The sequence below is a fragment of the Acinetobacter sp. KH_038 genome (genome assembly GCF_057839405.1).
Genome location: NZ_CM174489.1, coordinates 432826 through 454037 on the forward strand (window position 1 = coordinate 432826; position 21212 = coordinate 454037).

At 45.4% G+C, this 21212-nt stretch carries 14 protein-coding genes; 8 read left to right on the forward strand and 6 right to left on the reverse strand.

Translation table 11 applies throughout. The annotated features are described in order from the left end of the window. Positions 1-9 precede the first annotated feature (9 nt). Entirely contained in the window at positions 10-1320 is a 1311-nt protein-coding gene (gene clpX, locus AC3IT7_RS02000) for an ATP-dependent protease ATP-binding subunit ClpX (protein WP_475655264.1), read from the forward strand. A 172-nt stretch (positions 1321-1492) separates the two neighbouring features. Further along, positions 1493-2209 carry a DUF2846 domain-containing protein gene (locus AC3IT7_RS02005; protein ID WP_489249216.1) on the forward strand — a complete coding sequence of 239 codons (717 nt, stop codon included), beginning with the start codon at positions 1493-1495 and terminating at the stop codon, positions 2207-2209. 70 nt (positions 2210-2279) lie between these two features. Here the strand turns inward: AC3IT7_RS02005 and AC3IT7_RS02010 are convergent, their stop codons facing one another. Then, positions 2280-3806, reverse strand: a complete 1527-nt coding sequence (locus tag AC3IT7_RS02010) for a fumarate hydratase (protein WP_475655262.1) — start codon at positions 3804-3806, stop codon at positions 2280-2282. An 806-nt stretch (positions 3807-4612) separates the two neighbouring features. On the opposite strand from AC3IT7_RS02010, the gene AC3IT7_RS02015 reads away from it, so the two are divergent. Continuing rightward, positions 4613-4852: a DUF2171 domain-containing protein gene (locus tag AC3IT7_RS02015; RefSeq protein WP_005107915.1), complete on the forward strand. Its 240-nt coding sequence runs from the start codon at positions 4613-4615 to the stop codon at positions 4850-4852. Positions 4853-5117: 265 nt separating this feature from the next. Here the strand turns inward: AC3IT7_RS02015 and pta are convergent, their stop codons facing one another. The 3 genes from pta to AC3IT7_RS02030 all read right to left on the reverse strand — a co-directional run bounded on the left by pta (position 5118) and on the right by AC3IT7_RS02030 (position 10240). Next, on the reverse strand, positions 5118-7256 hold the full coding sequence (gene pta / locus AC3IT7_RS02020) for a phosphate acetyltransferase (protein WP_489249217.1): 2139 nt from the start codon (positions 7254-7256) through the stop codon (positions 5118-5120). 54 nt (positions 7257-7310) lie between these two features. After that, a complete protein-coding gene (locus AC3IT7_RS02025; protein WP_489249218.1) occupies positions 7311-8531 on the reverse strand; it encodes an acetate/propionate family kinase in 1221 nt (406 codons plus the stop codon). Positions 8532-8974: 443 nt separating this feature from the next. Next, a complete protein-coding gene (locus AC3IT7_RS02030) occupies positions 8975-10240 on the reverse strand; it encodes a glutamate-5-semialdehyde dehydrogenase (protein ID WP_489249967.1) in 1266 nt (421 codons plus the stop codon). Positions 10241-10562: 322 nt separating this feature from the next. Here AC3IT7_RS02030 and AC3IT7_RS02035 point away from each other — a divergent pair, with 322 nt between their 5' ends. Beyond that, positions 10563-11900 (forward strand): alpha/beta fold hydrolase, encoded by a 1338-nt coding sequence (locus tag AC3IT7_RS02035; RefSeq protein ID WP_489249219.1) that lies wholly within the window; start codon positions 10563-10565, stop codon positions 11898-11900. A gap of 25 nt (positions 11901-11925) precedes the next feature. Here AC3IT7_RS02035 and AC3IT7_RS02040 read toward each other — a convergent pair whose 3' ends face one another. Then, the gene (locus AC3IT7_RS02040; RefSeq protein ID WP_489249220.1) at positions 11926-12792 is read right to left on the reverse strand and encodes a class I SAM-dependent methyltransferase; all 867 of its coding nucleotides are present in this window, start codon (positions 12790-12792) and stop codon (positions 11926-11928) included. 124 nt (positions 12793-12916) lie between these two features. Next, on the reverse strand, positions 12917-13939 hold the full coding sequence (gene nagZ / locus AC3IT7_RS02045; RefSeq protein ID WP_489249221.1) for a beta-N-acetylhexosaminidase: 1023 nt from the start codon (positions 13937-13939) through the stop codon (positions 12917-12919). Positions 13940-14138: 199 nt separating this feature from the next. Here nagZ and AC3IT7_RS02050 point away from each other — a divergent pair, with 199 nt between their 5' ends. The 4 genes from AC3IT7_RS02050 to AC3IT7_RS02065 all read left to right on the forward strand — a co-directional run bounded on the left by AC3IT7_RS02050 (position 14139) and on the right by AC3IT7_RS02065 (position 21205). Beyond that, a complete protein-coding gene (locus tag AC3IT7_RS02050) occupies positions 14139-16325 on the forward strand; it encodes a carboxy terminal-processing peptidase (protein ID WP_489249222.1) in 2187 nt (728 codons plus the stop codon). A gap of 433 nt (positions 16326-16758) precedes the next feature. Next, on the forward strand, positions 16759-18384 hold the full coding sequence (locus AC3IT7_RS02055) for a putative bifunctional diguanylate cyclase/phosphodiesterase (protein ID WP_489249223.1): 1626 nt from the start codon (positions 16759-16761) through the stop codon (positions 18382-18384). 292 nt (positions 18385-18676) lie between these two features. Next, complete coding sequence (locus AC3IT7_RS02060; protein WP_489249224.1) at positions 18677-20269, forward strand: peptide chain release factor 3; 1593 nt, start codon at positions 18677-18679, stop codon at positions 20267-20269. Positions 20270-20380: 111 nt separating this feature from the next. Further along, on the forward strand, positions 20381-21205 hold the full coding sequence (locus tag AC3IT7_RS02065; protein WP_489249225.1) for a hypothetical protein: 825 nt from the start codon (positions 20381-20383) through the stop codon (positions 21203-21205). The last annotated feature ends 7 nt before the right edge of the window (positions 21206-21212 follow it).

Below are 21212 nucleotides of genomic sequence, written 5' to 3' on the forward strand. Positions count from 1 at the left end.
GGAGTAAATATGTCCGAACATCCTCAAGGACAAAAGCATTGTTCATTTTGCGGTAAAACGCAGTCTGAAGTCGGGAAGCTGATTGCAGGCGAGGACGCATACATTTGTAACGAATGTGTGGACGTATGCTTAGATTTGGTTCAAACCAGTCAGCAGGTGGAAACCAATGACTGGGCCAATCGTCCTTTGCCGAAACCGCATGAAATCCGTGCGGCCTTGGATCAATATGTGATTGGTCAGGACGTCGCGAAAAAAACCTTGTCAGTTGCGGTATACAACCATTACAAGCGCTTGAAAGTGCAAAATAATGGCAAGAAAGCTGACGACTCCGTCGAGCTTTCAAAAAGTAATATTATGCTGGTTGGTCCGACAGGATCGGGCAAAACCTTGCTGGCACAGACTCTTGCACGTCTTCTGGATGTTCCATTTGCCATGGCAGATGCAACGACACTGACCGAAGCCGGTTATGTGGGTGAAGATGTAGAAAACATCGTACAGAAGCTTTTGCAAAAAGCGGATTATGATGTTGAAAAAGCGCAAAAGGGAATTATCTATATCGACGAGATTGACAAGATTACCCGCAAGTCTGAAAACCCATCCATCACGCGTGATGTATCGGGTGAAGGCGTACAGCAAGCACTTTTGAAAATGATCGAAGGTACGGTTGCTTCTATTCCGCCACAAGGTGGACGTAAGCATCCGCAGCAGGAATTCATTCAGATTGATACCTCGAATATCCTGTTCATCTGTGGTGGTGCATTCTCCGGACTTGAGAAAATCGTGCAGCAGCGTCAGGAAAAAGGTGGCATCGGCTTTACTGCTGAAGTACGTAAAAAAGATGAAACCAAGAAGCTGTCCGACCTGTTCCGTCAAGTTGAAGCGACTGATCTGGTGAAATTTGGTTTGATTCCAGAATTCATTGGTCGTTTGCCCGTGATTGCCACTTTGGATGAACTGGACGAAGAAGCCTTGATGCAGATTCTGACTGAACCGAAGAACGCCTTGACCCGTCAGTATCAACATCTGTTTGATATGGAAGATGTGGATCTGGTCTTTGAAGAATCTGCGCTACGTGCAGTGGCGAAAAAAGCCGTTGAACGTAATACCGGTGCGCGTGGTCTACGTTCGATTCTGGAAAATTCATTGCTGGAAACCATGTATGACTTGCCAAGCCGTAGCGATGTCGGCACTGTCGTCATCAATGAGGCTGTGATTAAAGGTGAAGCAGAGCCGGAATACCGTGCCGAGCGTCAGCCGCATGAACAGCAAGAAATAGCAGCAAAAGTTGATTTAAAGGTGGTGAATAGCAAATCTGCTTAACTGCTATTCATCTGAAACGTGCGAAAACTCCGTGTTTTCGCACGTTTTTTATTTCCAAAAATAAAGCTGAATGTTAATCTGATTGACTAGGCGTGGATGCCTAAAACTTATAAAAAACAAACCGCAAAGCACTTGCACATACAGAAGAATAAAGACGCAGTGAGGGATAAGCATGCGTGGAGTCGCAATTGTACTCATCAGCAGTGTGGCATTGCTGGGGTGTCATGGTAAGAAAGCCGTGGTTGAGCCTACACAGCCACTCAGTACTTTAAAAACTATCGATCTTGAAAAAAAACCGGGCTTCGTCGAGCAGCATCGGATCGGCATGTTTAGCATTGGGGGCTGGGTCAATCAAAAGCAGGGCAACCAGTTTCAGACCGTAAAGCCACAGCATGAGGAAGCCGCTATTGTGTATTTATACCGGCCCGATTCCAGATGGAACCGGCAGGAGATCGTCGCTGCCAGCCTGTTTATCAATCAGCAACATATTCCAAGCTTGCTGCACAATCATTATTACTGGATTGAACTTCCTGCAGGAACCTATCGTTTGAGTACCAGCCGTCCTTTAGGCGCCTTACATTTTCAGAAGCCTAAATATCTGGATTTTAGTGTCGAAGCAGGCCAGTCCTATTTTATTAAATATGATGAAGAAAATATCAGCACACGTCGCAGCGTTTCCGGACCACTCATGCTGATGCCGGAAAATCTCGGATTAAATGAAATTGCATTTACTCAGCTTAAATCTCACAGTTTTAATTTTGTGGCACAAGATCAGCACACCGGCCAGATTCGTAAAAAAGCCCAAAAAATTGCCGCGACTGAATATGATCCCGCTGTAGATGTGCAACTGACCACCCCGTTTAAATTATGGGATCCACGTACCTGGTAATCAGGCATTTCCTTGAGTGAGTAGCAATAAAAAAGCACCCATGGTGGGTGCTTTTTTATGACAGAAAAAATTAGCCTGCAGCAGCATCTACTACTGGAATTTTACCAATTTTTGCTTGCCAGATTTTCGGTGCAGTCGCGTGAATAGAAGTACCATTCACATCAACTGCAACAGAAACCGGCATGTCTTTTACGACAAACTTGTAGATCGCTTCCATGCCCAGGTCAGCGAAGGCAACCACTTCAGCTTCACGGATTGCTTTCGATACCAGGTACGCAGCACCACCGACAGCCATCAGGTAAGTTGCTTTGTTGTCTTTGATTGCTTCAACAGCAGCAGGACCACGGTCTGCTTTACCGATCATACCGAACATGCCAGTCGCTTCAAGCACTTGACGTGTGAATTTATCCATACGTGTTGCAGTTGTTGGACCTGCAGGACCTACGACTTCGTCGCCCACTGGATCGACCGGACCAACGTAGTAGATGAATTTGCCTTTCAGATCAACAGGCAGTTCTTCACCGTTGTTCAGCATGTCTACCATACGTTTGTGCGCAGCGTCACGACCTGTATAGATAGTACCGTTCAGAAGCAATGTATCACCTGGTTTCCAGGCATTCATTTCTTCTTGTGTGATGTTGTCTAGGTCAACGCGTTTAGAGGTTGAAGAATCCCAGGTTACTTCAGGATAGTCTTCAAGTTTAGGTGCGATGATGTTGGCAACACCGGTACCATCAAGGGTGAAGTGTGCATGACGGGTTGCAGCACAGTTCGGGATCATACCAACTGGTTTACCTGCAGCATGACATGGATAATCTTTGATTTTGATATCAAGTACAGTAGTTAAACCGCCAAGACCTTGTGCGCCAATACCCAAAGCATTTACTTTTTCGAAGATTTCGATACGAAGCTCTTCCATTTTGCTTTGTGGACCACGACGAAGCAGTTCGTCCATGTTGATCTCTTCCATCAATGCTTCTTTGGCAAGCATCATGGCTTTTTCGGCAGTACCACCGATCCCGATCCCAAGCATACCCGGTGGACACCAGCCTGCACCCATGGTTGGAACAGTTTTCAGTACCCAGTCCACGATTGAGTCAGATGGGTTCAACATTGCCAGTTTAGATTTATTTTCTGAACCGCCACCTTTGGCTGCCACAGTGATATCGACTTTATTACCTGGTACAAGCTTGTGGTAAATCACGGCAGGGGTGTTGTCTTTGGTATTCTTACGACCAAAAGCAGGGTCAGCAAGTACCGATGCACGAAGCACGTTCGAGTTTTCTAAATAACCCTGACGTACACCTTCATTGATTGCATCGTCCAGGCTCATGGTTAAATCGAATTTAACATCCATGCCCACTTCAACAAATACGTTGACGATACCGGTATCTTGACAGATTGGGCGGTGACCTTCTGCACACATGCGTGAGTTAATTAAGATTTGCGCGATCGCATCTTTAGCAGCTTTGTTCTCTTCACGATCATACGCACGGCTCATCGCCTGGATGAAATCTTGTGGGTGATAGTAAGAAATAAACTGAAGCGCATCTTTTACCGATGTGATCAAGTCATCTTGCTTGATAATAGTAGTCATACAAATATCTCTTGAGCGGGCTGATAGCTAGCGGGCTAAATTATAAGACAAAAGAATCGGGTTGTGGGCATTTTGGGCATGCATTGGCCGAAAGTTTATAGTTTAAGCAATCTCATCCCGATTTAAGAGAGAAAAAAACCGTCCAGATGACAGGAATTTGTCATATTTACTGTCATATTTCAGATGAAAAAAATCTATAATTCTTATAATAAAATTTCAAGTATTTGAATTTTAATGATATTTATAATTTATTAAAAAACGCAATTGTCATATAACTGTCATAAAACTTTTACATAATGCAGCTATCGAAACGGGAGATACCAACGATGACAGTTACAAGTGTTTTATTAGTTATGGCTTTCTCAGCTTACATCGCAGCAACTTGGTTCTACGGTCAGCAAGAAGATCAAGCTTAAGCTTTATCTTCTTTTTTTTGCTTAAGCACTGATGCATTTATAAAAATAATATATTCTTCAATTCTTCAATTCTTCAATTCTTCAATTCTTCAATTCTTCAATTCTTCAATTCTTCAATTCTTCAATTCTTCAATTCTTCAATTCTTCAATTCTTCAATTCTTCAATTCTTCAATTCTTCAATTCTTCAATTCTTCAATTCTTCAATTCTTCACACCAGAAAAACACCAGAAAACCTAAGTTTGTAAAGCATGCTCCTGTCAGTTGAGTGCAGTGGTGCTGATCATTTACATTTTTAACCCAGAAAAACCCAAAGCCTGAAAACCCTTACACATGCGGGGTTTGTTATTGCTTAGACTGTTTCTCTCAACTTCTAGAAACAGGCAAGTAGAATGAACAATTTTAATGCAAGTGATATTAAAGAACATGCTTCAGTCATTGCTTCATGTGGTACTCAAGTCGGGAAAGTAGACCATTTAGAAGGTCAGGATTCAATTAAATTAACAAGAAGTGATGATGAAAATAATGAGCATCATCTGATTCCCTTAAGTTGGGTAAGTGAAATCAAAGACGATAGCGTGGTGCTGAATAAAACAGCAGAAGACGTACACAAAGAATGGACAACCTTATAAAGACCATTCTCTGTCTACTTCGAAAAATGACAGCCAAGGCTGAAGCATTTTGAAGTAACAGGTGTAATTGTTTGTCGTTACAGATGCCAGTCCAACAGACTGGCATTTATTATGCGCGATTGATTTTTCACTCAGCCTGGCTGTAGGGCCAGACATAGATTGGCAGCCGACATACTGTTTATACAAAGGCATCCTGCTAAGAACAAAAGGGCTAAAAAAACCACCCTATCTTGCGAGAGGATGGCGAGTGTGGAGCTGTTAAAGCTTATTGAGCCTGCTGCTCTGCCTGAATCGCAGTTAAGGCAATGGTAAATACGATGTCATCGACCAGGGCACCACGCGACAAGTCATTTACTGGCTTGTTCAAGCCCTGTAGCATTGGCCCTACGCTGACTACATTGGCAGCACGCTGCACCGCTTTATAGGTGGTATTGCCGGTATTCAAGTCAGGGAAAATAAAGACATTGGCTCGACCTGCCACTTGAGAATCCGGTGCTTTCTGACGACCAACGCTTTCAACTGATGCAGCATCATATTGTAAGGGTCCATCAATCAACAGGTCAGGGCGGCGCTGTTTGGCAATGCGGGTTGCCTCAGCCACTTTCTCGACATCTGCCCCCATGCCTGAAGTTCCGGTAGAGTAAGAAATCATGGCAATACGCGGATCAATACCAAAGGCTTTGGCCGAATCTGCCGATTGAATCGCAATCTCGGCCAGCTGCTCTGCATCAGGATCGGGGTTAATCGCACAGTCACCATATACATAGACTTCATCTGGTAACAGCATAAAGAAGACCGAAGATACCAGTGAATAATCCGGTGCCGTTTTAATCAGCTGAAAGGCAGGGCGTACGGTATTTGCCGTAGTATGTACCGCACCTGATACCAGTCCATCCACCTGATCCAGCGCCAGCATCATCGTGCCGAGAACTACGGTATCCTGAAGCTGTTCATGCGCCTGTAGCTCATTGAGTTTGCCTTTGCGCAGCTCGACCATCTTGTCGATATAGTTGTCACGAATCAGATCCGGATCAAGAATCTCCAGATCTTCCGGCAGTTCAATGCCACGGGCTTTGGCCACCTCTAATACAGACTCGGGTTTTGCCAGCAAAATACATTGTGCAATACCACGGGACTGACAGATGGCTGCAGCTTGTACGGTACGTGGTTCATCACCTTCCGGCAGTACAATCCGTTTTTTCGCCGCAATCGACTTCTGTACCAATTCATGACGGAACGCAGAAGGAGACAGGCGCGACTGGTAAGAACCATTGACTAAAGCAGTAATCCATTCCGCATCAATATGACTGGAAACAAAGCGTGTGACCTGATCTGCACGCTCAGTATCGTCTACTGGAATTTCATTGCCAAGATTTGCCAGTTTTTGTGCGGTTTCAAACGTGCTGAGCGGAGTATGTAAAATCGGTAAGCCTTGTTTGATGGCGGTCTGGCAAAATTCTAAGACATGATCCTTGGGCTGCTGCTGTTCAGTCAGTACCAGACCTGCTAATGGAATCCCATTGCTGCTGGCCAGACTGCTGGCCAATAACACATCAATCCGGTCCGATGCGCTGATGATCAGTTCACCAGCCACAAACTTATGTAATTCATGTTCAATATTGGCTGAAATCAGACTGCTGTGCTGGACACGGCGCTGCTTGGCCTCACCTTCATTAATCCAGTAAGCATGGATATGTGCCGCCAGATCAGAGATACGCGGCACACTTAAGGTTTTACTAAAAGGCACCAGTCCGATCACCGGTAATTTTGCCGAGCCAATATGCGGATGGGTTTGCTGGATGGCGTGAATAAATTGTGTGGTTTCTTCTGCAAGACGTAAGTCTGGATCAAGCGTTACAGGAATCTGTGCAGATTCTTCCGGCAGACCTTTGGTACGCATAAACAGAATGCCAGACAGGCGGGTCGAACTGGCGCCACCAAAGTTACGAATCTGGTTTTCAGCTTTATCGGCAGTCTGACTTGGCTGCTGGATATCGGCATTGCTGACTACAATCACTTTGGCATCCAGGGCCTGAGCCAAGCTGGCATTCAGGTCATCGGCAAAACTGTCCTGAGCATTGGGCAGCAGGCCTTCAACAATTATCAGCTCATGCTGTCTGGCAATTTGACGATGCAGACGCACGGCTTCTTCAAGCAATTCATCCTGTTCACCCAGACTAAGCTGCCGCAAGACAGTGTTATAACTGATTGGCTCAACAGTTTCACTCTGGGAAATATGACGATATAAAGCTGTGGTACGGTCTTCGGTCTGGTTCAGTTCCTGAGCAAAAGGTTTTAGAAAGCCGGCTTTAATGCCTTGACATTCCAGTGCATAAATCAGGCCTAAACATGCAGAAGTTAAGCCTACGCCTTCCCCGGTGGGAACCAATAAAATTGTTTTCATAAGTTATGTCAGTCGCACAAGAATAAAAATCAGTTAAAAAGTGGCCCAGCCCGCTTATGCAAGCGTTGCCTCAGCTTTAGGCTTTTTTGTCGGGTTTCGCTCCAGTTCAAGCTCTACCACACTCTGAACTTCCTGGGCGATGCGGCCTTCCTCATCGGTCGGTACGACCCAGATTTGTGGACCTGTACCTGAATCGATACGGCCTTCAGTGCCACGTTTCAGGGTATTGTTGGCATCTTTGTCCAGATTGAAACCGAAGTGTGGCAGGTAGGTCATGGTTTTTTCACGGATATAAGCCGAGTTTTCACCAATACCACCGGTAAAGAACAGGCCATCAAGACGTGGCAGACCACAGCTCAGTGCAGCCAGTGATTTGGCTAAACGGTAGCAGAATACTTCAATCGCCAGGTTGGCATCTTCATTGCCTTGTTCTGATGCTTCAATCAGGGTGCGCATGTCATTCGACAGATCGGACAGTCCTAACAGACCGCTCTGGCTATTTAGCATCTTGTCAATTTTATAGATGTCCCAACCGAGGTTTTTCGCCAGGAAGCTGTGCAGGCTCGGATCGACATCACCGCTGCGAGTGCCCATAACAATACCTTCAAGTGGGGTCAGGCCCATCGAGGTATCTACACTTTGACCATTCCATACCGCACAGGTCGAGCTGCCATTGCCCAGATGTGCAGTTAACCAGCCGCCTTGTTTCAGGCTGCCTGCCAGTTCAGAGCCACGTTCCGACACATAGGCATGGCTGGTGCCATGAAAACCATAGCGACGTACACCATGCGCGGTATATAGGAATTTTGGCAGGGCATAACGATAGGCATGCGCTGGCATGGACTGATGGAATGCAGTATCAAAGACGGCCACTTGCGGCAATTCCGGGAACAAGCGTTTGGTTGCTTCGATTCCAATCAGGTGTGCCGGATTGTGTAAAGGTGCCAGCGGCGTTGCTTGACGAATTTTTTCAATAATATCATCGGTGAGCAGTTCTGCCTTGGTCAGGCTGCCCCCATGTACCACACGGTGGCCAATGGCATCTGGGCGATAGTTGGCCAGACGCTCCAGACCGACTTCAAGGGCTTTCTTGTGATCGGCAAAAGGGATATGAATATCGACCGGTTCATTGCCGACAGTCACCCCTTTGATGCGAGCATTCTCTGTGCCTAAGTTCTCAGCTAAACCATGAATACGGAAGTTTTGCTCTTCAAGTAGTAATGCAAACTTGATTGAAGAAGAGCCACAATTAATAACTAATACTGATTTAGACACGATTGATTACCCAATTTTTAATTAAAATTCTCGTCCATTGATTTGATCGGGGAATAAGCAAAAAATGCTTTAACCTGGATCAATATTGATGTTTTAACATTTGTTTTTTTTCTGTCCTAGATAGACTTTAGCAGATTAGACTTAAGCATTATCGACCAGACTGATAATAATAACTAAAATTTATCATTTAATAGTTTTCATTTATAAATAAAATGATGCTGAAGTTTTGATCGAAAAACATACCAAATCTTTTTCATCTCTGGAACAGACGGATTTCAGTTTAGCGCCTGAAACAGCAAATGTTGTTTTTACATACAATTCTATAAAGATAATTATCTAGTGAGTAACTTAAAGGTTTTTCTGGCGCATTCTTATTTTAAACCGGCATAAAAAAATCAGCCCCATCAATGCGGCTGATTTTGGCACTGCTTATCTAAACGTAGTTATTGGCGAATCTGACCATCACCAAAGACGATCCATTTCTGTGAAGTCAGGCCTTCCAGACCGACCGGACCGCGGGCATGGATTTTATCGGTAGAAATGCCGATTTCTGCGCCTAAGCCATATTCAAAACCATCGGCGAAACGCGTCGATGCATTGATCATCACCGAGCTGGAGTCTACCCCGGCCAGAAAATCACGTGCCAGACTATAGTTTTCCGTAATGATCGAATCGGTATGATGCGAGCCATATTTATTGATGTGCTCAATGGCTTCTTCTATACCAGAAACCACTTTGATGGCCAGAACAGGGCCAAGATATTCGGTGTACCAGTCTTCTTCAGTAGCCGCAAGCACTGCATCCCCGAGAATGCGCTGAGTAGCCTTGCAACCACGTAACTCTACTTTTTTCTCTTGATAAAGCTCTGCAATGCGCGGCAAGAAATCTTCAGCGACTTTTTCATCGACCAGCAAAGTTTCCATGGCATTACACACGCCATAGCGATGGGTTTTGGCATTCAGGGCAATAGGCAGTGCTTTGAGTAAATCTGCTTGTGCTTCAACATAGACATGGCAATTACCATCTAAATGTTTGATCACTGGTACACGGGCTTCCTCGCTAATCCGCTCGATCAGGCTCTTGCCGCCACGGGGCACAATCACATCGACATATTCAGTCATGGTAATGAGCTGGCCAACTGCAGCACGATCAATGGTATTGATCACTTGTACCGCCGATTCTGGCAAGCCGGCAACCTTCAGACCGTGTTGAATCGCTGCCGCAATCGCCTGATTCGATTCCAGTGCTTCTGAACCGCCACGTAAAATAATCGCATTACCTGATTTCAGTGCCAGTGAAGCCGCCTCCAGAGTCACGTTGGGACGTGATTCATAAATCATGCCGACCACACCCAAAGGCACACGCATCTTGCCGAGTTGAATGCCGGATGGGCGATAAGCCATATCGCTAATTTCACCAATCGGATCTTTCAGGCCAATCACATCTTTCAGGCCTTGTAACATACCTTTAAAGCGTGCGGGGTTGAGTTCTAAGCGATCAAGCAGGGCACTGTCCAGATGGTTATTATGCGCTTTGCTCATATCTTTCTGGTTGGCCGCCAAAATCGCAGGCTGGCTATTTTCCAAAGCGGTATAAATAGCAGATAGTGCGTTGTTTTTGGTTTGGGTGGACGCGCGAGCCAAAATGCGAGAAGCCTGGCGTGCCTGCTGTCCTACCGTTTGCATATATTGTTCAATAGACTCTTGCATAGCGGTTTGATCACTTAGAAATTTCACTTCGATATTAACAGTCTGATGCTGCACAATGAAGCCCATCTATTAAAAATCATCCGTTTTCGCGGACTTCTAAACATTTTGAAATTGTTTTCTGTTTAAAAGCAGATAAGTGGTCGCTGAAGCGGTTGCTTGTGAAAAGCTCCTCTGTATAGAATGAAATAAGCGACATTGAAGTCATATATAACTATTAAAGAGCAGGATGCGTGTTCAGGCATATCGGAATGTGCCTGAAGCATAAGATCTGTTTAGCATGACTTGCACAATAAAAATAAGGCAAGGACGGAGGAAAAGGAAGATGAATTCCATTATCCACATGGATGCCCATGTATTGGACTCACATAGCCATTATGGTTTTTTCGATCTTTATGATAAGCACAGTTTTAAGCAGCCACCGCGTACCACCTGGATGGATGGCTGGAAAATTGAATATATGGCGATTGCACGTCCCGATACCTTGCATTTAAGGCCGATGGTGATTATTGGGGGAGCCTTCCAGAATTTTAATTCTTATAAATATTGTGTAGAACAACTCTTCGATGCCGGCCCGATTATTCTGATCGACTTGCCTTCTATGGGGGCCAACCAGCAGATTAGCAATGTTGATAGCGGCCTGTCTGCCGGAACACTGCAACTCGAAGATCTGGCAGCAATGCTGGGGCAGTGGCTGGAGCAGATGCAGCTTCCCAAAGTTTCAATTTTAGGCATGTCCTTGGGCTCAGTGGTGGCTTCCTGCCTGGCAGACCAGCGCCCTGAACTGGTAGATCGAATGATCCTGATGGGGGTAATGCAGAAAACCCGTAAAAGCTGGCGGATGCTACTGGAAGAATCCTTACACCTGATGAAAGAACAGCGCATGGACGAATTTGGTCAGGCGGTCATTTTATATCTGGTCAATCACGCCCGTCTTAAAGAAACCCGGATGTCACCGACTGCAAAGCGTTTATTCTTCAAACAGATGTCAGAATTCACTGCGACCGAACAAGAGCGTTATGATATTAATTGCAACCGTTTATTGCGTCTGACCCATGTACCAATTCCGCAGTGCAAGGTTCTGGTGGCTTGTGGTCAATATGACAGTTTTACCTTGCCGCATGAAAATGCCAATTTTGCCCTGCAATGTCCAGATATGCAGTATGTGCAAATTGCCGGTGCCGATCATGTGCCGCAATTGCAGCGCCGCAAAGAAACCATGCATCTGTTTGCCACTTTTTTGCGTGATGAACCGCTGGATCAGCTACCCGGTATCATTCCGTTTAGCCGTGAACAGATGCAGCAGATTGAACGGCGTGGTGAAGAGCGCATTTGTGTCCAAGATCCTCAAAGCTATTTGAGCCATCGCCATTCGGATCTGCTGTTAAATGCAGAAATTATCGATATGAATTTCTTCGGTGTGTTGCTGGAGCTCGATGCAGGACAGGCCGTACATGCAGCAACCTATCCACGTGACCTGGCTTTACATCTGCAAGATGAAAATGGGGAATTCAAGCTTGAGTGTCTGATCTTTGAACAGGCTGGGACGCACCTGCGAGCCCTGTTCAAACATGGCAGTTTTGAAGTCGCAGAACGTTTATTGGCTTTTGTGCAACACCAGAAAACCCTTCAGCAAGAAGACGCTTTTGATGCGGTGATTTGATCAGGGCCTGATAGGAAAAACAGCGTTAAATAACGCTGTTTTTTTTCACTGCATGAATCATCCAGACCAGATCACCAAGATGCTGATCCTGTGCCGGGATTGGATTTTGCTGAGACGGCCGGGCAAAATAACGCTGTGGTTGCTGTACCAGTACCTGATCAAATCCCGCTTCCTGAAAAAATTGCTGCAGTTGTTGTGGCGATTTGAAATGAAAGCTAAAAGCACTGCGTGACATGAATTTAAGCAGGCGGCTACAGCTCCAAATGAAATTCGCCAATCTGTTTTTGACGGGTTCAGGATAAATATCGCTGAGATAGTGCAAGGCCGGGAAATGTCGTGCATTGTCCGCAATACCTTGCAACAGAATCCCCAGCATGTTTTGATCAAAGTAATTAATCAGCCCCTCATTAATCACCACTAAAGGCTGCTCAGGATCAAATAGCCGAAAGATACCGTCCAGCTCTTCACTAAAAATATCGGCAGTGAGAACTTCAGGAGCATGCTGATCAATTTGCTGCAAGGCATGCGTCTTGATTTTGGCCATGTCAGGCAGGTCCAGTTCACGATAATTAATATCTGGAAATTTTTGTCTGAAATTCCAGCTACGTGGAGATAGGCCACAGGCAATTTCAAGGACCTGAAGTCGTGGATGTTGTTCGATGAGCTGGCAGAGATGTTCATCAATCATCTGATGGCGCTGCTTGAGGGTGGTACGCATACTGCCGCCTACATAGCGTTCTGCCCATAACTCAAGTGGATGCAGCATTTTGGCCAGCAGCTTGCCTTTAGTGGTGGCAAATACCGGATGTGAAATCCCCATTTGATACCAGATATAGCCGGTATAATGTGCTGTAAAAGAAATATGGCGATGCTGCGAAAGTGATTTTGTCATCTGGTTCTAACCTTATTGTTGTTTTAGTCTGATCAGGCGCTATACAGGCATAGCTTTTTGAACATCATAATAAAAAAGGAACACTTTGTCGTGTTCCTTTATCATATTGATTGGATTTAAAAAATTAGCTGCTCTGTTGCTTGAACAGCAGTATTTCATCTCGAATGACACGCCATTCTTCACCCAGATCCAGTTCAGTGCCAATTTGAATTGCCGGAATTTGACCGCGCATACGTTCCAAACGCTGTTGATTTGGCAACGGCAGATCCTGAATACCTTCGAGTGCAATACATTGTGCTGCGCGATCATTGCAGACCAGTCCCATATCACAACCGGCTTTCAGTGCGGCCTGAATTCGGGCATCGGCACCACCTGCCACACAGGCGGCCTGCATGCTCAAATCATCCGAGAACAGAACGCCGTCAAAGCCCAGCTCCTGACGTAAAATTTTCTGAATCCAGAATTCCGAGAATCCTGCCGGATTTGGATCGACCTGACTATAAATCACATGCGCTGGCATCAAGGCATCCAGCTGGGGTTGTAACTGGATAAAGCTTTGCATGTCTTTTTGCCGGATTTCTTCATAGCTGCGCATATCAATGGCTGCGGCAATGTGCGAATCGGCTTTGACCGAGCCATGACCCGGGAAATGTTTGCCGGTGGATGCCATACCGGCACGTTTCATTCCCTTCAGAAATGCACTGGCCAGTGGAATAATGTCCGGAATATTTTTGGCAAAGCTTCGGTCGCCAATCACATCACTAACGTCGTTTAAATCCAGCACCGGTGCAAAACTGAAATCAATTCCGACAGCCAGCACTTCAATTGCCATCAGCCAGCCGCATTTTTCTGCCAGTTCCAGCGCACGCTCAGGATCATGGCGATACAGTTCTCCAAATTTTCCCATGGCAGGCAGCAGGGTAAAGCCCTGTCTCAAGCGCTGCACACGTCCACCTTCCTGATCCACGGCAATCAGAATATCCGGACGCACCTGGCGCATGTGATCGGTTAAGGCACGGACCTGAGCCGGAGATTCGATATTTCGGCCAAATAAAATGACTCCACCGACTTGCGGCGCACTTAATAGTTCAATATCTTCTTGAGTCAGGGTTGTGCCTGCGATGTCGAGCATCAATGCGCCAATCATATGCGGAATCCGTTTTAGAATTTTTCCGGGAAACAATACCTGATTTCTGCAATGATTTGCTACACTTTCTCAGCACAGAATATGATAAAACTACACGACATAAACATATTAAGTTGTTTAAGATGCTGAATACTTTAAATTCTGGTCGAAAAGCAACACGGTCACATTGGTCTCTAGGCCAAGGAAGTACGAATTATTTATGAAATTTCAAACGATAGCTTGCGCTGTTGCGATTGCGACAGGTGGATTCTTTTTTACCCATGTCGTGAATGATGCGATTGCGGCCAATAGTGCAGAAGTGGTCATCAAAACGATTCAGCCATCTCAGGAACAGGCGCTGGTATCACGCCAACTGGCGACACTGGTCGATCGTCAGCACTATTTAAATATGCGTTTGGATGCCCAGACTTCGCAGCGCATTTTTGATTTTTATATCGATAGTCTTGATCCGGAACATAGCCTATTTCTGGCTCCAGAAGTTGAAAACTACAAGAAACGTTATGCTGCCAGTTTTGGTGCCAATCTGAAAGCTGGCAATCTGTCGGGCCCTTATGAAATCCATGCGCAATATCGTCAGCGCCTGACCCAGTTCTATACTTATATGCTGGATGAGCTGAAAAAACCGCAGAACCTGAATCAGCCAAATGTCTATATCGAAACGGATCGCGAAAAGGCGCCGTTCTTTAAAACGGAAGCCGAACAGCGTGCGCACTGGTCAAAAATGCTGGTATCCCAGCTGATCAATCTGACCATCAGCAAAGAAGAAGAACAGGCTAAGCAGAAAGCCCTGAAAGCCAATCCAGAACTGGCCAATGGACAGGATTTAACCGGTCCGGAGGATTTGACACCTGCGCAGACCCTGACCAAGCGTTATACCCGTCAGCTGGAACGTCTTAGCCGTATCAAGAGTGATGATGTACTCGACAAGACCCTGAACGCAATGATGCTGACTTATGATCCGCACAGCAATTATTTCCCGCCTGTGGATGCAATGGAGCTGAATCGTCAGACAACTTTGCAGCTCGAAGGGATCGGGGTGTCGATTCGTCCGGAACGTGGCAATGAAGATTATACCAAGATTGAAACCATCGTCGAAGGTGGACCGGCCAGTAAATCGGGTCAGGTCAAGTCGGGGGATCGCATCATTGGTGTGGCTCAGGACGGCGAACAGATGGTCGATGTGATTGGCTGGCCAAGCAATGAAATTGTCGGTCTGATTCGCGGTAAGCGTGGCACCAAAGTGACCTTACGTCTATTGGGTGCAGGTGCGACCATGGGGCAGGCACGTAACGTGACCATTACCCGCGATGTGATTCAGGAAGAAGATGCCGGAGTACGTACCCGTGTAGTCGAAATCCAACGTGACGGCAAGAAATATCAATATGGTGTGATCGAAATTCCATCGTTCTACCTGAATTATCGTGCACGTCGTGCCGGTACGGATTATCGTTCGGTCTCTGAAGATACCAATAAGGCTTTAAAAGAACTGGCTGGCAAAAATGTGGCCGGCATTATTGTCGATTTGCGTAATAACCCGGGCGGTTCGCTGGAAGAAGTGGCACGTATGTTGGGTCAAGTGATCAAATCTGGCCCAGTGGTGCAGATCCGTGATGGCAATGGCAATGTCAGTGTCTTTGAAGATGATGATGGCGGCGCACAAACTTATGCTGGCCCATTGGCAGTGATGATTAACCTGGCCTCTGCATCGGCCAGTGAAATTTACTCTGCCGCGATTCAGGATTATGAGCGCGGGATTGTGATCGGCAGTACCACCACCGGGAAAGGTACAGCGCAGGTGCAACTGGATAGCTTGGCGCATGGTCAGGCAACCCTGACACAGCGTAAATTCTACCGGGTGACCGGTGGCAGTACCCAGAACAAGGGTGTGGTTCCAGACATTAAACTGGTTGATATTTATAACGAAGAGTTTGGTGAGCGTAAGGCTAAAAATGCCTTGCAATGGGATACCATTCCAACCGCACCGTTTAAACGCGAAGGTGCAGTACAAAAATATGTACCAGAGTTGGCTAAACTTTCTCAGCAACGGGTTGCACTGGATTCTCAGTTCAAGTATCTGGAGCAGCGTAAGGCTGTAATGAAAAAAGCTGAAGATGAAAAGCGTCAGGTACTGGATTTACAGCAGCGTAAGGCAGAGCTGATTGCCATGGAGCAAAAAACTCTGGAAGCAGAAAATGCGCGTCGTATTGCCACAGGTCTCAAACCTTATCCGAACTGGGAAACCTATCAGGCGTCCATGGATGCACTGATTGAAACCCGTGCCAAAATGAAAGCCAAGGAACGTCCGGCTCTGCCTGAAGAAGAAGCTTTTGTAATTGAAGCAGCACATGTATTACTGGACTACGCCAAATTACAGGCCAAACAGTAAGTTCTAGCTAATGCCTCGCTTATAAAAAATAGCCTGTTTCGACAGGCTATTTTTTTATTCTCCAAACCTGTTTAAAAAACTGAATGGATTTTTTATTAAGTGCTATCTATATAAGTAAAAAGGAAAAATTTGTGACAGTGGTCGAATAAATAAACCGAAAAAACTGATTTAAATATTTGCTAAAACCTCAAACACTCCTAATATATAAGTCATGTTTGATTTATATATTGCATCTGATTTGAGGACAATTTTTCAACATGAGATGAAAGAAATATAAATTCTAAATTTGAGTTAAGAGCGGCTGCTGTGGACATGAATAGGCTTGCCTGAATGGTCAGTCTTATGCTTTTGATCAGTCCAGAATTGACCGGATGAAAATGGGAATACCTGTGCCGAGAACAATAAAAATGATCACCGATTGGGAACATTTTATATGATCCATATTCAGCATGATATCAGTCTGGTCATCGGGTCAATTCTCTTTGCTTTTGTTACTGGCTATTTTTTGCTGTCAATTCAAAAAATATGCCTGAGAGGTTTGAAGACTCAATTCGCTTTAATCATTCTACTGGTAACGGCGGCATTACTGGGTCTCTTGATCTGGTCGAAACATTTGATAAAGATTACCCAGAGCACGGCGTCCGCGCATGCGAGCTATGACCTGTTATTCATGCTCATCTTTATCAGCGGTCTGCTACTGATGGCTATTATCAGCGCAGTTGTTGCAGAATTGCGCCTGGCATCACGTAATCGTCAACTGATCTGGGCCAATACGGAACTCGACAATCAGAATATTCAGGACAATCTGACCAAATTACCCAATCGTTTATATCTGGCTGAATATGCGCAGGTATTGTTTTCCAATCCACAGCAGGAAATTGCCTTTTTATATATTGATCTGGACCGTTTTAAGGCAGTCAATGATGTGTTTGGTCATCAGGTAGGAGACCAGCTGCTGATTCAATTAACCGCACGTATTCACCAATTATTGGGTGAGCGTTCCAAGCTGCTCAGGATTGGCGGCGATGAATTCCTGATGGTGCTGGAAAATACGTCTATCATTGACGCTTCAAAAATGTCGGAGCAGATTCTGAATCTGATTCAGGACAGTTTTCTGATTGACGGCAAAATGATTAATATTTCTGGCAGTATCGGCATTGCCCTGTATCCGGAGCATGGGCAGAACCTGCAAGATTTACTGGTCAATGCCGATGCCGCAATGCTCAGTTCCAAGTATCAGGGTCGAAATACCTATTCAGTCTTCAGTTTTTCCTCGGAACAGCATGAATCCAAAAGTCAGAGCAAGCTGATTAACGACCTGTACAAGGCAGTTGAAGATCAGCAATTTGTACTGTTTTATCAGCCTAAATTTAGCAGTGAACGAAAAATTTGTGGGGTCGAGGCGTTGATACGCTGGCAACATCCGCGACATGGTTTGCTGGGTCCCAATATGTTTATTCATGGGGCCGAGAAAACCGGACTTATCATTCAGATGGGCTACTGGGCACTGGAGCAGGCTTGCAAACAGATCCAGTGCTGGGAAAAAAACAATACCGACTTTTTCCCGATTGCTGTGAATCTGTCGGCAGTGCAGTTTGAACATAAGCATCTATTGAGTAATCTGGAAAACCTGTTTAAACGCTATAAGATCAAGCCCCAGCATTTGATGATCGAAATTACTGAATCGACCGCCATGCATTATATTGATGCCAGTATTCGTACGCTTGAGCAACTGCGTCATATCGGTATCCAGCTGGCGATTGATGATTTTGGAACCGGACATTCCAGCTTTCTATATTTAAAAAATCTGCCTGTAGATGAACTGAAAATTGATAAAGAGTTTATTCAGGATCTCAGTCCTGGCTCTAAAGAAGAAATGATTCTGGAAAGTATTATCCGGCTGGCGAGCAAGCTGGGTCTGAAAGTGACGGCTGAAGGAGTAGAAACAGCTCTCCAGGCAGATATTCTGACTCGACTCGGTTGCCAGCAATTGCAAGGTTATCTACTGGCCAGACCGATGCCAGTCGAGTCCCTGGAAACACAGGATTTTCTGTCTTGATTTTTGAGGGTTGCAACAGTATTCAGTCGTCGGGTAAGCATATACTTAGTGCCATTCAGCAGAGCAGCTAAATGACGAAAATTCCGATATATACGCCCTGATAACAGTATGATTTCCGGCTAAATCCAGACGAAAAAATACAGTAATCGGCAGGCATGGATCTTATAAATACTGTGATTTCCCTCAACCGCAGACATACTTATTGGCTTTAGAAATCTGCTACAATATCGCCAATTTTTCATATTGATCGTTTTTGATCTTGAGCACTGCGCTTCTGCAGTAGGTATTTTCCATGAGTTTTAAAGATGAGTTAGCGGCGCAGGTCGCGCAGCGACGTACATTTGCCATTATTTCCCACCCCGATGCCGGTAAAACCACCATGACAGAAAAACTGCTGTTATGGGGTCAGGCGATTCAGGTTGCCGGTATGGTGAAAAGCCGTAAGTCAGATCGTGCAGCCACCTCGGACTGGATGGAAATGGAAAAAGAACGTGGCATCTCGATCACGACCTCGGTGATGCAGTTCCCGTTCAAAGACAAGATGATCAACCTGCTGGATACTCCGGGACATGAAGACTTCTCGGAAGATACCTATCGCACCTTAACTGCCGTAGACTCGGCATTAATGGTGATTGATGGGGCAAAAGGGGTAGAAGACCGGACCATTAAATTGATGGAAGTGTGTCGTATGCGCGATACGCCAATCATTTCATTCGTCAATAAAATGGACCGTGAAATCCGTGAGCCACTGGAGCTTCTGGATGAAATCGAAAACGTGCTGAAAATTAAATGTGTGCCGATCACCTGGCCACTGGGTACCGGTCGTGATTTTGCCGGTGTATTCAATTTAATCGAAGAAAAATTCTACGTTTACAAAACCGGTTTTGGTTCAACCATTCCTACCATCGAAATACGTGATGGTTATGACTATCCTGATCTTCGTGAGAAAGTTGGCGAGTTGGCGTGGGCGGCATTTGAAGAGTCGCTGGAACTGGTACAAATGGCTAATGAGCCTTTAGACCGTGAAGAATTTCTGGCAGGCCGTCAGACACCGGTCTTGTTCGGTACTGCCTTGGGTAACTTTGGGGTTGACCATGTGCTGGATGCCTTTAGTCAATATGCGCCGCCGCCAAAGGCCCACCCAACTCAGGCGCGTATTGTAGAAGCTGATGAAGAAGGCTTCACTGGTTTCGTGTTTAAAATTCAGGCCAATATGGACCCGAAACATCGTGACCGTATTGCATTCATGCGTATCTGTTCAGGTAAATATGAAAAAGGCCTGAAAATGAAGCATGTACGTCTGGATAAAGATGTACGGATTAGCGATGCCTTAACTTTCCTTGCTGGTGACCGTCAGCATCTGGAAGAAGCGTGGCCAGGCGACATTATTGGTCTGCACAACCACGGCACCATTCAGATTGGTGATACATTTACCTCGGGTGAAAAACTGCAGTTCACCGGTATTCCGCATTTTGCACCGGAAATGTTCCGCCGTGTACGTTTAAAAGATCCTTTAAAATCTAAGCAACTTCAAAAAGGCCTGAAAGAACTGTCTGAAGAAGGGGCCACACAGGTATTTATGCCACAGCATAACAATGACCTGATCGTAGGTGCAGTCGGTGTGTTGCAGTTTGAAGTAGTAGCCTACCGTCTGAAAGAAGAATACAAGGTGGATTGCGTTTACGAGCCTGTGAGCATCAATACTGTGCGCTGGGTGTCGTGTGATGACGAGAAAAAGTTTAACGAATTCAAGAAAAAAGCCCATGACCAGTTGTCCGTCGATGGTGGTGGTCATTTGACTTATCTTGCGCCAAGCCGGGTAAATTTACAGCTAATGCAAGAACGTTATCCAGACATTGTGTTCCATAATACCCGCGAACACTAAAGTTTCCTGCTTTAGACCTCAAGTTTAAAAATATCAAACAGCTTCTCCGGAAGCTGTTTTATTTTATGCTACATTTAAGCAACTAATAACTCGATAGATATATCAAAGAGAATGAAGTTCAGCAAGGAAGTCGTCTTCGGCACTGTGATGGGTTTAAGTCTTGTCCTGAGCGGCTGTGATAAAAGTGAAAAAGACCCCGCAGCCGGCCAGCCAGATCAACAGATCAGCGCAGTTCAGAAAAATGCCAATGTCTTGCCTTATCTGAATATTCAACAACAGCCGGCCAAGATCGCCTTGCCATTTTGTGAAACCAAAAACTGTATCAATATCGAGATTCAGACCCTGTCTACCGCTGATCCGTGGATGAATCAATGGATCGAGAAGCAGCAGGCCAAGGTGATTCAGGATCAGATCGGCTTAAAACAGGATATGAGCTTGCAACAGGCAATTAATGCCTATGTGAAAAAATCGGATGCCTGGCAGGCTCAACTCAAGCTCAATCAGGCTTATGAATTATCGCTATATAGCCGCATTCCCTATCAGCGCAATCAGTATGTCTTGCTACAGATTGGCCTAGACAGCAAACAGGAAAATATCAGTGTACATGAGCGCTATTATTTTTTTGTGGCCGACCGTAAGCAGCAAAAAATGCTGACTCCTTTGGATATCATCGATCCCAAACAGCAGTTAAGGATGGATCAGATTATTCAGAGCGCTTATGAAAAATGGCTCAAAGACAATAATCGCCAGGTTCAGCAGCAGGCACCGAAAAAACTTTATTGGGGACAGGCTGAGTGGTTCTTTGATCAGGAAGGCATTGGCCTGCATTATCGCAGTCATGACATTAGCAAAGATGCCAAACAACTGGATATTTATTTAACAAAAGAACAAACACAACAGGTCTTGAAAGCCGAAGTCTATCGGAATATGTTCTAAAGGTCAT

What these genes read in the sequence shown, in the direction of transcription:
- clpX (WP_475655264.1), top strand. Translation starts at nt 10, where the DNA reads ATGTCCGAACATCCTCAAGGACAAAAGCATTGTTCATTTTGCGGTAAA.
- AC3IT7_RS02005 (WP_489249216.1), top strand. Translation starts at nt 1,493, where the DNA reads ATGCGTGGAGTCGCAATTGTACTCATCAGCAGTGTGGCATTGCTGGGG.
- AC3IT7_RS02010 (WP_475655262.1), bottom strand. Translation starts at nt 3,806, where the DNA reads ATGACTACTATTATCAAGCAAGATGACTTGATCACATCGGTAAAAGAT.
- AC3IT7_RS02015 (WP_005107915.1), top strand. Translation starts at nt 4,613, where the DNA reads ATGAACAATTTTAATGCAAGTGATATTAAAGAACATGCTTCAGTCATT.
- pta (WP_489249217.1), bottom strand. Translation starts at nt 7,256, where the DNA reads ATGAAAACAATTTTATTGGTTCCCACCGGGGAAGGCGTAGGCTTAACT.
- AC3IT7_RS02030 (WP_489249967.1), bottom strand. Translation starts at nt 10,240, where the DNA reads ATGCAAGAGTCTATTGAACAATATATGCAAACGGTAGGACAGCAGGCA.
- AC3IT7_RS02035 (WP_489249219.1), top strand. Translation starts at nt 10,563, where the DNA reads ATGAATTCCATTATCCACATGGATGCCCATGTATTGGACTCACATAGC.
- AC3IT7_RS02040 (WP_489249220.1), bottom strand. Translation starts at nt 12,792, where the DNA reads ATGACAAAATCACTTTCGCAGCATCGCCATATTTCTTTTACAGCACAT.
- nagZ (WP_489249221.1), bottom strand. Translation starts at nt 13,939, where the DNA reads ATGATTGGCGCATTGATGCTCGACATCGCAGGCACAACCCTGACTCAA.
- AC3IT7_RS02050 (WP_489249222.1), top strand. Translation starts at nt 14,139, where the DNA reads ATGAAATTTCAAACGATAGCTTGCGCTGTTGCGATTGCGACAGGTGGA.
- AC3IT7_RS02055 (WP_489249223.1), top strand. Translation starts at nt 16,759, where the DNA reads ATGATCCATATTCAGCATGATATCAGTCTGGTCATCGGGTCAATTCTC.
- AC3IT7_RS02060 (WP_489249224.1), top strand. Translation starts at nt 18,677, where the DNA reads ATGAGTTTTAAAGATGAGTTAGCGGCGCAGGTCGCGCAGCGACGTACA.
- AC3IT7_RS02065 (WP_489249225.1), top strand. Translation starts at nt 20,381, where the DNA reads ATGAAGTTCAGCAAGGAAGTCGTCTTCGGCACTGTGATGGGTTTAAGT.